The 15,383-nt window shown below is 71.7% G+C and carries 13 protein-coding genes and 2 tRNA genes; 6 read left to right on the forward strand and 9 right to left on the reverse strand.

Going from position 1 to position 15,383, the window contains the following annotated elements:
* Window positions 1-162: 162 nt before the first annotated feature.
* Both tig and ACIQOE_RS04620 read right to left on the reverse strand, forming a co-directional pair.
* A complete protein-coding gene (gene tig / locus ACIQOE_RS04615) occupies window positions 163-1,545 on the reverse strand; it encodes a trigger factor (RefSeq protein ID WP_351319382.1) in 1,383 nt (460 codons plus the stop codon).
* Between the two features lie 187 nt (window positions 1,546-1,732).
* Window positions 1,733-1,809, reverse strand: a tRNA-Pro gene (locus ACIQOE_RS04620).
* Window positions 1,810-1,971: 162 nt separating this feature from the next.
* Between ACIQOE_RS04620 and ACIQOE_RS04625 the strand changes: the two genes are divergently transcribed.
* Window positions 1,972-2,042, forward strand: a tRNA-Gly gene (locus ACIQOE_RS04625).
* 184 nt (window positions 2,043-2,226) lie between these two features.
* Here the strand turns inward: ACIQOE_RS04625 and ACIQOE_RS04630 are convergent.
* Window positions 2,227-2,421: a hypothetical protein gene (locus ACIQOE_RS04630; RefSeq protein WP_351319380.1), complete on the reverse strand. Its 195-nt coding sequence runs from the start codon at window positions 2,419-2,421 to the stop codon at window positions 2,227-2,229.
* Window positions 2,422-2,883: 462 nt separating this feature from the next.
* Here ACIQOE_RS04630 and ACIQOE_RS04635 point away from each other — a divergent pair, with 462 nt between their 5' ends.
* On the forward strand, window positions 2,884-4,029 hold the full coding sequence (locus ACIQOE_RS04635; RefSeq protein WP_401409625.1) for an acyltransferase family protein: 1,146 nt from the start codon (window positions 2,884-2,886) through the stop codon (window positions 4,027-4,029).
* A gap of 5 nt (window positions 4,030-4,034) precedes the next feature.
* Here ACIQOE_RS04635 and ACIQOE_RS04640 read toward each other — a convergent pair whose 3' ends face one another.
* On the reverse strand, window positions 4,035-4,487 hold the full coding sequence (locus tag ACIQOE_RS04640; protein WP_365559802.1) for an HD domain-containing protein: 453 nt from the start codon (window positions 4,485-4,487) through the stop codon (window positions 4,035-4,037).
* Between the two features lie 60 nt (window positions 4,488-4,547).
* Complete coding sequence (locus tag ACIQOE_RS04645) at window positions 4,548-5,711, reverse strand: PP2C family protein-serine/threonine phosphatase (protein WP_351319374.1); 1,164 nt, start codon at window positions 5,709-5,711, stop codon at window positions 4,548-4,550.
* 175 nt (window positions 5,712-5,886) lie between these two features.
* On the opposite strand from ACIQOE_RS04645, the gene ACIQOE_RS04650 reads away from it, so the two are divergent.
* Entirely contained in the window at window positions 5,887-7,128 is a 1,242-nt protein-coding gene (locus ACIQOE_RS04650; protein ID WP_365559803.1) for a GNAT family N-acetyltransferase, read from the forward strand.
* Between the two features lie 37 nt (window positions 7,129-7,165).
* On the opposite strand, the gene ACIQOE_RS04655 is transcribed toward ACIQOE_RS04650, so the two are convergent.
* Entirely contained in the window at window positions 7,166-7,969 is an 804-nt protein-coding gene (locus tag ACIQOE_RS04655; protein ID WP_351319370.1) for a DNA-formamidopyrimidine glycosylase family protein, read from the reverse strand.
* A gap of 70 nt (window positions 7,970-8,039) precedes the next feature.
* On the reverse strand, window positions 8,040-8,525 hold the full coding sequence (locus ACIQOE_RS04660; RefSeq protein ID WP_351319368.1) for a ribose-5-phosphate isomerase: 486 nt from the start codon (window positions 8,523-8,525) through the stop codon (window positions 8,040-8,042).
* A 214-nt stretch (window positions 8,526-8,739) separates the two neighbouring features.
* Between ACIQOE_RS04660 and ACIQOE_RS04665 the strand changes: the two genes are divergently transcribed.
* Window positions 8,740-10,221, forward strand: coding sequence for an amino acid permease (locus ACIQOE_RS04665; protein WP_401409628.1), 1,482 nt, complete (start codon window positions 8,740-8,742; stop codon window positions 10,219-10,221).
* Between the two features lie 13 nt (window positions 10,222-10,234).
* Here the strand turns inward: ACIQOE_RS04665 and ACIQOE_RS04670 are convergent, their stop codons facing one another.
* Window positions 10,235-11,920 carry a protein kinase gene (locus ACIQOE_RS04670; protein ID WP_401409630.1) on the reverse strand — a complete coding sequence of 562 codons (1,686 nt, stop codon included), beginning with the start codon at window positions 11,918-11,920 and terminating at the stop codon, window positions 10,235-10,237.
* A 261-nt stretch (window positions 11,921-12,181) separates the two neighbouring features.
* On the opposite strand from ACIQOE_RS04670, the gene ACIQOE_RS04675 reads away from it, so the two are divergent.
* Complete coding sequence (locus ACIQOE_RS04675; RefSeq protein WP_401409632.1) at window positions 12,182-12,892, forward strand: LPXTG cell wall anchor domain-containing protein; 711 nt, start codon at window positions 12,182-12,184, stop codon at window positions 12,890-12,892.
* Between the two features lie 68 nt (window positions 12,893-12,960).
* Here the strand turns inward: ACIQOE_RS04675 and ACIQOE_RS04680 are convergent, their stop codons facing one another.
* A complete protein-coding gene (locus ACIQOE_RS04680) occupies window positions 12,961-13,545 on the reverse strand; it encodes a biotin transporter BioY (RefSeq protein WP_351319360.1) in 585 nt (194 codons plus the stop codon).
* Window positions 13,546-13,983: 438 nt separating this feature from the next.
* Here ACIQOE_RS04680 and ACIQOE_RS04685 point away from each other — a divergent pair, with 438 nt between their 5' ends.
* On the forward strand, window positions 13,984-15,168 hold the full coding sequence (locus ACIQOE_RS04685) for an ROK family protein (protein ID WP_401409634.1): 1,185 nt from the start codon (window positions 13,984-13,986) through the stop codon (window positions 15,166-15,168).
* Window positions 15,169-15,383: the final 215 nt, after the last annotated feature.

The raw sequence follows: 15,383 nt of genomic DNA on the forward strand, positions 1-15,383 counted from the left end.
CGCCGTGGTGGTACGGGTGCGCGGGCGCGTACGGGTGCGTCGTGGTCGCTCGCGCAGTTCCCCGCGCCCCTTACGGGGCGCTGACACCCGAGCCCCATACCGAAGGGGCCCCCGGGACAGTGCCCAGGAGCCCCTTCTGCGTCTGCTGGAGGCGCCGTGGGCTCAGCCCTCGGTCTTCTCCTCGGCGGCGGCGTCCGTGGCCTCGGCGGCGGCCTCGGGGGCCTCCGTCTCGTCCTCGTCGTCCAGGTCGACGATCTCGCCGTTGGTGTCCTTCACCGTGGCGGCCTCGACCACGACGGCCAGGGCCTTGCCGCGGGCGACCTCGCCGACCAGGAGCGGAACCTGGCCGCCCTCGACGACGGCCTGGGCGAACTGGTCGGGGGACATGCCGGAGGAGGCCGCACGCCGCATGAGGTGCTCGGTGAGCTCCTCCTGGTTGACGTTCAGCTTCTCGACCTTGACCAGCTCGTCGAGGACGAACTGGGTCTTGATGCCCTTGACCGCGGCTTCCTTGGTCTCGGCCTCGAACTCCTCGGCGGTCTTGCCCTGGATCTCGAGGTATTTCTCCAGGTCGAGACCCATCTGGCCGAGCTGGTGGTGCTCCAGGTTGTGCTTGCGGGTGTTGATCTCGTCCTCGAGCAGCTTCTCGGGGACGGGCACCTCGACGAGCTCCAGGAGCTTCTCCAGGACGCGCTCCTGGGCCTGGGTGGCCTGGTCGTAGGTCTTCATGTCGGCGAGGCGCTTGCGGCTGTCCTCGCGAAGCTCGTCCAGCGTGTCGAACTCGGAGGCGAGCTGCGCGAACTCGTCGTCCAGCGCGGGCAGTTCGCGGGCGGCGACCTGGGTGACCTTGACGGTGACCTCGGCCTCGCGGCCGGCCGCGGAGCCGCCCTTCAGCTCGGAGGCGAAGGTGGCCTCGCCACCGGCCTCCAGGCCCTTCACGGCGTCGTCGATGCCGTCCAGCAGCTCGCCGGAGCCGATGGTGTAGGAGACGCCGCTTGCGATGCCGTCCTCCAGCACCTCGCCGTCGACCTTGGCCTCCAGGTCGATGGTGACGACGTCGCCGTCCTCGGCGGCCCGCTCCACCGGGGAGGTGGAGGCGAAGCGCTCGCGGAGCTGCTCCACGGACTTCTCGATGTCCTCGTCCGTCACCTCGACGGCGTCGACCTCGACCTCGATGCCGGAGTAGTCCGGGATCTCCAGGGCGGGGCGGATGTCGACCTCGGCGGTGAAGTTCAGCGTCTCGCCGTCCTTCAGCTCGGTGATGTCGACCTCGGGCTGGCCCAGCGGGTTGAGCTCGGCCTCGTTGACCGCCTCGGTGTAGAACTTCGGAAGCGCGTCGTTGACGGCCTCCTCCAGCACCGCACCGCGGCCGAACCGCTGGTCGATGACGCGGGCCGGGATCTTGCCCTTGCGGAAGCCCTTCACCGTGACCTGCTGGTTGATCTTCTTGTACGCCGCGTCGAGGCTGTCCTTGAGCTCCTCGAAGGGCACCTCGACAGTGAGCCGAACCCGGGTCGGGTTCAGGGTCTCCACGGCGCTCTTCACGGTTCGGTCTCCTTGTGGCTGACTGCTTGGGTTCTGCCGGCGCCAGAGGGGCCCGGCGGAGTGTTCGCCGCCCGGAGGAGTTCGTAGGCCGCCGTGCGGGGGCCGGGACACACGGGCCAGCAGCTTGCATAGTAACCGCAGCCGCTCAGCGCCCCAAAAGGCGATCAAGACGGACGCCGTCATCCGGTGGTCGGGGTGGCGGGATTTGAACCCACGGCCTTCCGCTCCCAAAGCGGACGCGCTACCAAGCTGCGCCACACCCCGTTTCGGTGCGACACGTAGGGTACATGCCCGGGCCGCCCGCGTCGGCCGCTTTGTTCACCCGCGCCGACGCCACATCCGCGCAGACCAACACGTTGGCCTCAGCGGCGGACGACCCGCTACGATGCCTCTGTGCCGCGGTCACGGACCTGCGGCGCATGACGTGCGGGCGTAGCTCAATGGTAGAGCTCCAGTCTTCCAAACTGACTACGCGGGTTCGATTCCCGTCGCCCGCTCTGCGTGCCGAAGGCCCAGGTGAGAGGTTCCGACCTCATCGCCTGGGCCTTCGGTGCGTCCGGAGCCGGGCAGGCCGGGCCGCGGGGGCGGCCGGACGGGGCGGACGGCGTACAGGGCGGCGTACAGGGCGTACGGAATCCACGCCCCGCGCACCCGCATGCGCACACGCGCGCGCCCGCGCGGTCAGAAGCTGATCGAGTTGATGGTCTGCGCTATGGAGTCGAGGAAGCGCTGGATGGAGGGGGCCATCCCGGTGGACGCGAGGAAGAAGCCGAACAGGATGGCGACGATCGCGGGACCGGCCTTGATGCTCCCCCCTCTGATCAGCACCACCAGGATGATCGCCAACAGCAGCACCACAGACAGTGAAATGGCCACAACTGATCACGCCCTCGGTCGGTTCCGCTCTCCCGGCCCGGGGGTACTGCCCCGCACCCCCGCCAGGACCATCGTGCCACCAACCCGGCCGCACTATGCGGCCCGTGACACAACGTCGACAACTCACCGCCCACCGGCCCCCGCCCGCACAGTAATTCGACGCCCCGCGCGGCGGCGGATCCACGGCAATCGGCGCACTTGGTTTCGGTGTCCACACAACGCGTGCGCAGCCAATTCGAATTGTTGACACAGGCACCACAAGACGGGTCCACATGGGGACGTTATGCACCAATTAGTCGGGATGAATAGGGACATCGCGGGTGTAAGTGCCGCATGAAACCGCATGAACACAGGAGTCGGCCGCGATAATTGAACCGGCGGCCCGCCGGCGGTCACGGCGGATATCCGGCATTCACATCGGTGGTTTTACGAAATCCCACAGGCGAGGCTAGGGTGCCTCAGATGTTTGCCGCCGCCACGTCCCCCGGCCAGAACCCCGCACCGCGTCCCCCGGCCCGGCCGCCGGCGGACAGACAGCGCGACGCGTTCTTCGACAACGCGAAGTACCTGGCGATCGTGCTCGTCGCGATGGGGCACTCCTGGGAGCCGCTGAAGGGCGACAGCCGCGTCCTGGAGGCGGTGTACTGCGTCGTCTACGCCTTCCACATGCCGGCGTTCATCATCATCTCCGGCTACTTCTCCCGGAACTTCGACATGCGCCCGGACCGGCTGAAGCGGCTGGTCACCGGTGTCGTCGTGCCGTACGTCCTGTTCGAGACCGGCTACTCGCTGTTCGAGCGGTACGTCAACGACTCCCCCGGCCAGGACATCAGCCTGCTCGACCCCTGGTACCTGACCTGGTTCCTGTGCGCGCTGTTCGTCTGGCGGCTGACCACGCCGATCTGGCGGGCGGTCCGCCATCCGCTGCCCGTCGCCTTCGGCGTCGCGATGCTGGCGTCCGTCTCCCCGAGCATCGGCGACGACCTGGACCTCCAGCGGGTCCTGCAGTTCCTGCCGTACTTCGTGCTCGGCCTGTGCCTGCGGCCCGAGCACTTCAGGCTGGTCCGGCAGTGGCCGGTGCGGATCGCCGCGGTGCCGGTGTTCGCCCTCGCGCTGGCGTTCTCCTGGTGGTCGGTGCCTCGGATGAACACCGCCTGGTTCTACCACCGGGACTCCGCGCAGGAGCTGGGCGTGCCGTGGTGGTGCGGGCCGGTCATGGTGCTCGCGATGTTCGGCTGCTCGATGGTGCTGACGGTCGGCTTCCTGTCCTGGGTGCCGGGCCGCCGGATGTGGTTCACGGCACTGGGCGCGGGCACGCTGTACGGCTACCTGCTGCACGGTTTCGTCGTGAAGTACGCCGATCACGCGGGCTTGTTCGACGCGCGGTGGCTGCACGGCCCGCTCGGCGAGATCCTCGTCACGGCGCTCGCCGGCACCGTCGTCACGCTCTTGTGCTCCGCGCCGGTCCGGCGGGTGTTCCGGTTCGCCATGGAGCCGGACATGGCCTGGGCGTTCCGGCAGGACGCGGCGGAACTCGCGCGCGGCCGGCAGGACCGCCGCGAGCGCGCGGGCCAGGGCCAGGAGGGCCGGACGACGGCCGGCGTCTGACTCCGCTACGACGGCAGGCCGAGGAGCGCCCGCATCCGGGCGTACTTCTCGGTCAGCCGTTCGCGGGTGGCCCCGTCGAGCACGGCGAGCCGGCCGGGGTCCGCGTTGTGCGCGAGGTCGGCCTGTTTGACCAGGAGCGCGCCCGGGGTGCCGAGGATGCGGCGGGCGTAGGCCTCGGGCGGCTCGCCGGGGCGTTTGGTGACGGCGAGGACGATGGCCCTGGTCCGCGCGGTGAGGGGGGTCGCGGCCAGGTCCTCCGGCGTGAGGACGTGGTCCTCGACGGCGTCGTGCAGCCAGGCGGCGGCGATCTGTTCCACGTCGCCGCCGCGGGTGCGGACGCCTTCGGCGACGGCGGCGAGGTGCTCGGCGTAGGGGCGCCCGGCCTTGTCGGTCTGTGTGGCGTGCGCGGCTCGGGCGAGTTCCTCGACGTCGGTGAGGGAGAGCGGGGTCCGGGTCATGGGGCGAGTATCGCGCGGCGGGGCGTGCCGCTCACCGGCGCCCGGTGGGCGCCGGGGCTCTCACCTCGCCGCCTCGCGGCAGATCAGCAGCAGCGCGCGGTCGTCGTTGACGTCCTTGGCGACCGCCTCGATCAGGTGCCAGGCCGCGCCGTGGAAGCCGCCCGCCACATAGCGGTCCGCCTCCCCCGTGAGCCGGTCGATGCCCTCCACGATGTCCCGGTCCGACGTCTCCACCAGGCCGTCCGTGAAGAGCATCAGGACGTCGCCCGGACGCAGCGAGCCCTTGACCGAGTCGAACTGCGCGCCGTCGTAGACGCCGAGGAGGGGGCCCTCCGCGGCCTTCTCCTCCCAGCGGCCGCTGCCCGCGCTGAGCTGGAGGCCCGGCGGATGGCCCGCGGAGTAGAGCTCGTAGTCGCCGGAGTCCAGGTCGAGGACGAGGTGGATCGAGGTGGCGAAGCCCTCGTCCCAGTCCTGGCGCAGGAGGTAGCCGTTGGCGGCGGTGAGGAAGGCGTGCGGGGGCAGGGAGCCGAGGAGGCCGCCGAAGGCGCCGGACAGCAGCAGGGCGCGGGAGGCCGCGTCCATGCCCTTGCCGGAGACGTCGGTGAGGACGACCTCCATGGTGCGGCCGTTGTTCGTGCGGGCGGCGACCACGAAGTCCCCGGAGAAGGACTGCCCGCCGGCCGGCCGCAGCGCCATCTCGCGGTGCCAGCCCGGTGGCAGCTTCGGCAGCTTGCTCTGCACCCGGATGCGTTCGCGCAGGTCGAAGAGCATGGTGCCGCCGCGCCGCCAGGGCACGCCGACGCGGCTGCGGAACTGTGCGGTGAGGAGGCCGAAGAAACCGCAGGCCGCCACGACCAGGACCACGCCGGGGGTGACCCGGGAGGGGCCCTCGGTGTAGGGGCCGAGCCGGACCGACTCCACGATCAGTGCCGTGGCCCCCGCGCCGTACAGGCCCAGCAGGCTCGCCGGGCGCAGCAGCAGGCCGCCCGCGATGATCGGCAGGACCAGCGAGGCCGGCGAGAACCACACCGAGTTGGCGAGCGTCATGGCCGCCAGCACCGGGACGGTCAGCAGGAGTCCGGCGAGCGCGATCCAGTCGGAGCCGTCGCCGCGGAAGTAGTCCACGGCGCTTCTGCGCAGCCCGACGCGGACCCGGTGCCACTGCATCCTGCACCGGGCCGTGAAGGTCTCGGCCTTCCCGCGCCGCTCTCCGTCTACTGCCATCAGTTCGGGACCCTATCCATCGGACCGGCCGCTCGGCACGGGAGGTCCCACTTGTCCCCCGTCCGAGGTTCGCCTTCGGGTGCGACTTCACAGTGAACTTCACCGGACGGCTCCGCGTCGCCGTCCGGGAGAAATTCGCTGGCCCGTACCGCATCGTCCCTGGTAGGCATGGCGCATGGCGAGCGACCGTACGACCGAGCTGAAGGTGCTGCGTGCCGAGGAGTTCGACGGGTGGTGGGACCACCTGGTGCGGGCCTTCGGAGCCGGCCCCGCGTCGGCGGAGGAGCGTGAACTGGACCGTTCCCTCACGGAGTTCGAGCGGTCGATGGCCGTCTGGGACGGCACCGAGGTGGTCGGGACGGGCGGGGCGTTCAGTTTCCGGATGACCGTGCCGGGCGGCGCGGTGCTGCCCGTGGCGGGCGTCACCATGGTGAGCGTGGCCGCGACGCACCGGCGGCGCGGGGTGCTGACCGCGATGATGCGCCGCCAGCTGGACGACGTACGGGAGCGCGGGGAGGCGCTCGCCGCGCTGACCGCCTCCGAGCCGGCGATCTACGGCCGCTTCGGGTACGACATGGCCGTACAGCAGTTGCATGCCGAGATCGACACGAGCCGGGTGACGCTGTCCGCGCCGCCCGGCACGGACGACGTACGGCTCCGGTACGCCGGGCCGGCCGACGTGCTCGACGCGTGCGAGGCGGTGTACGCGGAACTGGTGCCGCTGCGGCCCGGGATGCTGGCCCGGCAGCCGGGCTGGGAGCGGGCGTTCCTGGTGGACCCGGAGAGCGACCGGGACGGCGCGTCGGCGCTGCAGTGCGTGGTCGCCGAGCGGGACGGGCGGATCGTCGGGTACGCCCGGTTCCGTACCAAGATGGGCTGGTCGCCGAGCGGGCACGACGGCACGGTGGTGCTGGAGGACCTGGCCGCGCTGGACCCGGCGAGCGACGCGGCGCTGTGGCGGTTCCTGTTCGGGATCGACCTGATGTCGAAGCTGACGCTGCGGGGGCGGCCGGTCGACGACGCCTGGCAGTACCTGGTCTCCGACATCCGGCGCTGTCTGACGCGGGTGCGGGACATGGGGTACCTGCGCCTCGTCGACGTCGGCCGGGCGCTCGCGGCGCGGACCTACCAGGCGCCGGTGGACGTGGTGCTGGACGTGGAGGACGCCTTCTGCCCCTGGAACACCGGGCGTTGGCGGCTGACCGGCGACGCCAAGGGCGCGTCCTGCGAGCGTACGACGGACGCGGCCGAACTCGCCCTGTCCGTACGGGAACTGGCGGCGGCCTACCTCGGTGGTGTCTCCCTGGCGTCGCTGGCCAGGGCGGGCCGCGTCCGCGAGCTGCGGCCGGGTGCGCTCACGGAGGCGTCGACGGCGTTCGGTGCGGCGGCCCTGCCGTGGCTGCCGCACGGCTTCTAGAGCCCGCCCGGCCCGCCCGGCCCGCCGGGTCCGCTGGTCAGCGGCTCTGGCAGCGGGGGCACCAGAAGAGGTTGCGGGCGGCCAGTCCTGCCGTGGCGACGTGGGTGCCGCAGACGTGGCAGGGCAGGCCTGCCCTGCGGTAGACGTACACCTCACCGCCGTGGTCGTCGACGCGCGGCGCACGGCCCATGGCCTCGGGGCTGTGCTCGGGCCGGACGGTGTCGATGCGGTTGTCGCGGACGCCGTCGCGCATGAGGGCGACGAGGTCGGCCCAGACGGCGTCCCACTCGGCGCGGCCGAGGTCCCGGCCCGCGCGGTAGGGGTCGATGCCGTGCCGGAACAGCACCTCCGCGCGGTAGACGTTGCCGACCCCCGCGATGACCTTCTGGTCCATCAGCAGTGCGGCGACGGTCGTACGGCTACGGGAGATCTTCCGGTACGCGGTGTCCGGGTCGGCGTCGGCGCGCAGCGGATCCGGGCCGAGCCGGGCGTGTATCGCGTCCTTCTCCGCGTCGGTGATCAGGGCGCAGGTGGTGGGGCCGCGCAGGTCGACATAGGAGGCGGTGTCGGCGAGGCGGAGGCGGACGGTGTCGGCGGCCGGGGGCGCCGGTGCGTCGCCGAAGCCGACCTTGCCGAAGAGGCCGAGGTGGATGTGGACCCAGTCGCCGTCGCGGAAGCCCAGGAAGAGGTGTTTGCCGTGGGCCTCGGTGCGGGTGAGGGACGCACCGTCGATGAGCTGGGCGGCGTCGGAGAACTTGCCCTGCGGGCTGCTGACCCGGAGGGGTCCGGTGAGCCGGCGGTAGTCCAGCGCGAGCCGGTGGATCGTGTGCCCCTCTGGCACGGAGGCGGTTCCTTTCCTGCCGGCGGCGGGGACGGGTGCTGCGCGACCGGCCCCCGCCGGGCGGCGGACGCTAGGGCTGCGGGTGGTGCGAAGGGATCGGCGGGAGGGCGCCGGTGCTCTCGTACGTGTCGAGCATCTCGATGCGGCGGATGTGGCGCTCGCCCTCGGAGAACGGCGTGTTCAGGAAGGTCTCGACGAACTTCGTCGCCTCCTCCTGGGTGTGCATCCGCGCGCCGACCGCGACGACGTTGGCGTTGTTGTGCTCACGGCCGAGGGAGGCGGTCTCCGCGCTCCAGGCGAGCGCCGCGCGCACGCCCTTCACCTTGTTCGCGGCGATCTGCTCGCCGTTGCCGGAGCCGCCGATCACGATGCCGAGGGACTCGGGGTCCGCCGCCGTCCGCTCGGCCGCGCGGAGGCAGAAGGGCGGGTAGTCGTCCTGGGCGTCGTAGATGTGGGGGCCGCAGTCGACCGGGTCGTGGCCCGCCGCCTTCAGCCACTCGACGAGGTGGTTCTTGAGTTCGAAGCCCGCATGGTCGGAGCCGAGATACACGCGCATGGGACGAGTGTGACATGGCCGCAATCGCGCGGCAGTACAGGGGCCACGCCCCGGAAAGTGTGAGTAACACTACAGAACCTCAGGAAAACCTCAAGTAACGATATGGATTCAAAGGTTCAGGAATTCCTTCGCCTCCGTTTCACTGGACCAACTCGCACGCCGCTCGTGCGAGACCCCCACTCACCCCCGCTCGACGGCGCAAAGGAATTCCCCCATGACTTCGCAGCCGAACACGACTGCACCGCCCCCGGCCGGCGACCCCGGCGACGGCGAGGGCAACGGTCTGCACGCAGGACTCAAGAACCGCCATCTGTCGATGATCGCCATCGGCGGCGTCATCGGCGCGGGTCTCTTCGTCGGCTCCAGCTCGGGCATCGCCACCGCGGGACCCGGCATCCTGCTGTCGTACGCCCTCGTCGGCACGCTCGTCGTCCTCGTCATGCGGATGCTCGGCGAGATGTCCGCCGCCAATCCGACCTCCGGCTCGTTCTCCGCGCACGCGGACCGCGCGCTCGGCCGCTGGGCCGGGTTCTCCATCGGCTGGCTGTACTGGTTCTTCTGGGTCGTGGTGCTGGCGGTCGAGGCGACCGCCGGTGCCAAGATCCTGGAGGGCTGGATCCCGGCCGTGCCCCAGTGGGGCTGGGCGCTCATCGTGATGGTGGTCCTCACCGCCACCAACCTGGTCTCGGTCGGCTCCTACGGCGAGTTCGAGTTCTGGTTCGCCGGGATCAAGGTCGTCGCGATCGGCGCGTTCATCGTCGTCGGCCTGCTGGCCGTCCTCGGCGTGCTGCCCGGCGTGCACACCGACAAGGCGAGTTTCGCGAACCTCACCGACCACGGCGGATTCCTGCCCCACGGGCCCGGCGCCATCCTCACCGGCGTCCTGCTCGTCGTCTTCTCCTTCATGGGCAGCGAGATCGCCACGCTGGCGGCCGGCGAGTCGGAGAACCCGCAGCGCGCGGTCACCAAGTCGACCAACAGCATCATCTGGCGGATCGGCGTCTTCTACCTCGGCTCGATCCTCATCGTCATCGCGCTGCTGCCGTGGAACGACCCGTCGATCAAGGAGAAGGGCTCCTACGTCGCCGCCCTCGACTCCCTCGGCATCGCGCACGCCGGCCAGATCATGAACGTCATCGTGCTGACCTCGGTGCTGTCCTGTCTCAACTCGGGCCTGTACACGGCCTCCCGGATGGCGTTCTCGCTCGGGCAGCGCGGTGACGCGCCGAAGGCGTTCGCCCGGACCACCTCGCGCGGTGTGCCGATGACCGCGATCGTCTCCTCCGTCGTCTTCGGGTTCGTCGCCGTCTTCTTCAACTACCGGTTCCCGGACTCCGTCTTCCTCTTCCTGGTCAACTCCTCCGGTGCGGTCGCCCTGTTCGTGTGGCTGGTCATCTGCTTCTCGCAGCTGCGCATGCGGAAGATCATCCAGGCCGAGGCGCCGGAGAAGCTCGTCGTGAAGATGTGGCTGTACCCGTACCTGACCTGGGCGACGGCCGGTCTGATCGTGTTCGTCCTCGGTTACATGCTGACCGACACCGAGGGCGAGAGCAGCGGCCGTACGACCGTGCTGCTGTCGCTGCTCGTCGCGGCGCTCGTGATCGCGGTCGCCGTGGTGAAGCAGAAGGTCACGGCGGGCCGCGCGGCGGCCGCCACCGAGGCCGCCGAGCCCGCCGACAAGGTGTCCGTCGGCTGACCGGAACCCCCGGTCACAGCAGGGTGAAATCCTCCTTGACCTGCTCGTAGGTCCGTACGGCCTGGGCTTCGACCGCCGGCTGGTACCAGGTGTTGATCTGGTACGACTTCCCGTCGGCGTCGAAGCCCAGCAGCCGTGCGTGCCAGGGGACGCCCTGGAGCGTGAAGGTGTACTCCCAGACCACCGCGGGACGGCCGCGGAACACCGTCTGGGCCAGCCGGATCTTGCGGTAGTCCCGGCCCTGCCGGGCGCTGCGCTCGGAGGCCCGCCAGCTGTCCATGAGATCACCCCTGGCCAGCGACGACTTGGCGACCAGTTCCTGGCCGCCGTCGGGCGAGGTGTAGTGCACCTCGGCGCCGGTCTTCACGTCCCTGCGCCAGCCCTTCGGGGTCACCCAGGCGAAGCCGCCGGCCTCCTCGTGGGCGCCGGGCGGCAGGGTGCGGGGGCGGGCGGTGCCCTCGACGGTGGGCGCGGACGCGGCGGGCGTCGCACTCGTGGCGGCCGGGGAGCCACCGGCCGCCCTGCCGTCACCGCCGCCCGCCGTGGTGGTGACGAGGACGGCGACGGCGACGGCCACCGCCGCGGCCCCCAGTACGGCCAGGAGCGCGGTGCGCCGGGGGACCGCCGCGGGCGCGCCGTCCCTCCCCCGCCCTTCGGCCGCGGGTGTCCCCTGCGCCCCTGACGGCCTCCGTGGCGCGGGGTCCGCCGGACGGCCGGACGGGGGCTCCGCGCGGGATTCCGCCGCCTGCGTCGACGCGCTCGCCGGCAAAGGCGTCCGCACCCGCGCCGGGCGTTCGTCCTCCGGCTCCGCGGCACGCGGTTCCGCCGGCTCGACGTACGTCGGGGTCGGGCGCCGCGCCGGGACGGGAACCGGGGCCGGATGCGCCACCGTCGGGGTCCGGGGCGGGTGGGCCACCGGGTGCAGGGCCTCCTCGACCTCCGCCAGTCCCGGCCGTAGCGCCGGTTCCTTCGCGAGCAGCGCGGCCAGCAGGCCGTGCAGCGGTCCGGCCGCCGCGGGGAGTTCGGGCTCCTCGTAGAGGACCGCGTGCAGGGTGGCCAGGGTGGTGTCCCGGGAGAAGGGGGAACGGCCGGCGAGGGCCGCGCACAGGGTCGCGCCGAGCGACCAGACGTCGGACGGCGGGCCCTGCGGGCGTCCGGAGATCCGCTCGGGCGCCATGTAGTCGGGCGAGCCGACGAGCATGCCGACCATGGTCAGTGCCTTGGCGTCCTGGATCGCCGCGATCCCGAAGTCGGTGAGGACGACGCGGCCCGCGGCGCTCTCGACCAGCACGTTCCCGGGTTTGATGTCCCGGTGCAGCACTCCCTGGGCGTGCACCTGCCGCAGCGCGGCGACCAGGCCGAGGCCGATCCGGGCCGCGGCGCGCGGGCTCAGCGCCCCCTCCTCCGCCATGATCCACTCCAGGGAGCGGCCGTTGACCAGCTCCATGACGATCCACAGGCGTTCGCCCTCCTCGACCACGTCGTAGACCCGGACGACGTTGGGGTGGTCGATGCGGGCGGTGGCCCTGGCCTCGCGCAGGGTGCGTTCCCGGCGGGTGCGGGCGTCCTCGGCGCCGAGGCCGTCGATCCGCATCTCCTTGACGGCGACCTGCCGGTCGAGCGTCTCGTCGGTGGCCCGCCACACCCGCCCCATGCCCCCCTGCCCGATACTCGCGGCCAGCCGGTAGCGGCCGGTCACCAGCAGCCCCGGGACACCACCGGCCCCCGTCCTCCCCGAATTCCCTGGACCAACCGAATTCCCTGGACCACCGGAATTCCCCGGGATCTCTGAACTCCCTGAATTCTCCGGCAATTCGCTGCACCCCCTCAACGACCGCCTCCGGCGCCACACAATGGTCACACTTACGGCCGTACCAGCATAGTGCGGAGAAATCTTGTGGTACCTCTTCAAGTGACCGCGAATTCAGGTGCGGTCCAGGGGGTTGCAAGGGGGACGAACATGAGTTCTCGTCGTATGGCGGTTGTCACGGGATCGCTCGTCGCGGCATCTTTCTCGGCCGTGCTGATCCTCCCGTTCACGGCTGCCGCCGATGACCAGGGACCGGCGAGCGGCAAGGGGGGAAAGGCGGTCGACCAGGCACCCGCGGGTGTGAGGCTGACGACGACACTGCCCGGGAAGATCTCGGTCGACAACAGTTCGCGGAAAACGGCGATCACCGCCACTGTCAGGAACGAAGGAACCAAGGAGAGCGCCGGCATCAGGCTTCTGGTGGTCGGTTTCGACGGCCTGAAGGTCACCGGCGTGCGGGGCTGCGACGCAATCGCGGCGAAGGACCTGCCGGCCGGCGCGAACAGCGGCTTCAGCTGCCCGGTCGGCGCGCTCGGCGCGGGAAAGTCGGCGTCGTATCCGGTCGACGCCACGTTCGACCTGGGCGGGAAGGGGAAGATCTGCCTGCCCGTGCAGAGCGCGGACGGGAAGAAGACCTTCTGGCAGCAGGGCCCGGTGCCGTTCGGTACGACGAACCCGTCGCCGAACGCGCCGGCCACGCCGCTGCTGCTCGGCACCGACAACAAGCCGGTCGGGCCGGGCGGCGACCGGCTGCCGAAGACCGGCGCGAGCCCCGACGTGGTGCCGCTCGGCGCGGCCGGTGCCGCGCTGGTCGCGGCCGGCGCGGCGGGCGTGTGGTGGTCGCGGCGGCGGGCGGACTGAGCGGGACGCACGAGCGGGGGCCCGGGGCGCGTGTGCGCCCCGGGCCCCCGCTCGGTCTGTGCGGGCCGTCAGTTCTTGCCGGTGAGCTTCCAGGCGGCCGGCATCGCGCCCATGGCCAGGAGGGCCTTCACCGCGTCGCCGATCAGGAACGGAGTGAGGCCGGCGGCGATCGCCGCGGACGCGGACAGGTGCGCGGCGTAGGCCAGGTAGGGCACGCCGACCGCGTAGATGAGCGCCTCGCCGAGCAGCATCGTGCCCGCCATCCGCAGCATGTCGCGGTCGGCGCCGCGGCGGGCCAGGGAGCCCACGACGGCGGAGGCCAGCATCATGCCGAGGATGTAGCCGAAGGAGACGGAGACGCCGGAGGTGCCGCCCGCGAACCACGGCAGGCCCGCGAGGCCCGCCAGCGCGTACAGCGTGAGGGAGAGCAGGCCGCGGCGGGCGCCGAGCGCGGTGCCGACGAGCAGGGCCGCGAAGGTCTGGCCGGTGACCGGGACCGGGGAGCCCGGCACCGGGACGGCGATCTGCGCGGCGAGGCCGGTGAGCGCGGCGCCGCCGGCCACGAGGGCGACGTCGCGGACCCGGGACACGGGCAGGAGGTCGGCGAGGACGGTGCCGGTGCGGGTCGACGCGGCTGCGGTGGCGGTGCTCATGGGGACTCCGCGGGGTGAGGGTGGGCAGGCAGGGGACACCGTGACGCTATCCCGGGCCGCCTGAGCCGAACACGTCAGCGATCGACAAAGGCCGCGACGGGCACATGGTGGGCTCCCCACAAAGAATGTGGGCTACACGTGCCATGAGGTGACGCCGATCACTGAGGCAGAGATGTTTCAGTCACGTCAACGGCGTTGAACAGGCCTGTGGAGTTCCGCCAATCGAATCCCAGTGCTCTGGTGGGATTCCGGGCCGCTGTCCTACGCTCTCGCACATGGCCGCCCAGTCCCGGAACCTCACGTCGCGTCGCTATGTCGAGCTGCGACGGCAGGGGGCCGCCACCTGTCGCGGTCCGCTCTGAGGCCGCGCGGCAGGGACCTCCCGGCGCGCCTCGCCCCGCGCAGACGTGTCGGCCCCCGTTCCCGAGGACGCATCCCATGCCCCGTACCGCGGCACCTTCGCTCGTCCCTCCCTCCGGCCACCGGCGTCGGACCAGCGCCGGCGTGGTGCTCAGGTCGGTGCTGGAGCACGGGCCCGTGGCCCGCTCCACCATCGCCCGGCTCACCGGCCTGTCCCCGGCCTCGGTCACCGACTACTGCGCCCGGTTCACCGAACTCGGCCTGATCCGGGAGGCGCGGGCGCCCCGGCGGGCCCGTTCGGTGGGCCGGCCGCACGTGCCCGTCGACCTGGACGACTCGCGGTTCGTGGTCGGCGGGGTGCACGTGGCCGTGCCGTACACCACGGTCGCGCTGCTCGACCTGCGCGGCCGGGTGCTCGCGCGGCGGGAGCTGAAGCACCGGGACACCGAGCCGGGCGGGGTGCTGGAGCGGGCCGCCGCGGGGCTGGCCGCGCTGCTCGACGGCGCGCCGGGCAGCCGGCCGCTGGGCGTCGGGGTCGCGGCCGGCGGCTGGGTGGACCGGGACTCCGGGACCGTCGTGGAGCATCCGCTGCTGGGCTGGCGCGAGGTGCCGGTGCGTGAACTGCTCGGCGCCCGCACCGGACTGCCGGTCCACGTGGACGGGCACGCGCGGGCGCTGGTCAACGGCGAGCGGCTGTTCGGGCGGGCCCGGCACAGCCGGAGCGTGCTGCACCTGTTCGTCGGCAACGTGGTCGACGCGGCCTTCGCCACCGGCGACGAGGTGCACCACGGTCCGCGCTCGCAGGCCGGCACGATCACCCATCTCCCGGTGCCGGGCGGCACCGAGCCGTGCGGCTGCGGGCGCACCGGCTGTCTCCAGGCGGAGCTGAGCGAGCGGACGCTGGTGCGGCGGGCGCGGGCGGCCGGGGTCGTGGACCGCGCCAATCCGATGGACGTCCTGGCGGCGGCCGCCGCCGGTGACGCGGTGGCGGTGCGGCTGCTGACGGAGCGGGCGCGGCTGACCGGGCGGGCGGCGGGGCTGCTGCTCGACGTGCTGAACCCGGAGAGCGTGGTCGTCACCGAGGTGGGCGTGCTGCACCGCGAGGACTGTCTGGCCGCGCTGCGGGAGGCGGTCGGGCCGCGGCGGGCGGCCGTGGTCGCGCCGACCAGTTTCGGGGACCGGGTGCTCGCGGTGGCGGGCGGTTCGGTGGTGCTCGACGTGCTGTACCGGGACCCGTTGAGCGCGTCACCACGGCTTATTTAATTCAGAAACTCGGAATATTGACAGCCGTCGTCCACGGCAAGGAGCATCCTTCCCATGACCTGTCGCACCCTCTGTTGCTGACGTCTTGACGCGCCCTCGGCGCGTATTTCCCGACGTGCGAGTCCTCTCTTCCCGGCCTTCCTCCGCCGCGAATCCGAGCTGCCCCGCGCCGTCTTCCCACCGTTTTTCAGCCGCCTTTCGGCCGCTTTTCCCCG

Source organism: Streptomyces sp. NPDC091282 (assembly GCF_044757385.1).
GTDB lineage: Bacteria > Actinomycetota > Actinomycetes > Streptomycetales > Streptomycetaceae > Streptomyces > Streptomyces gramineus.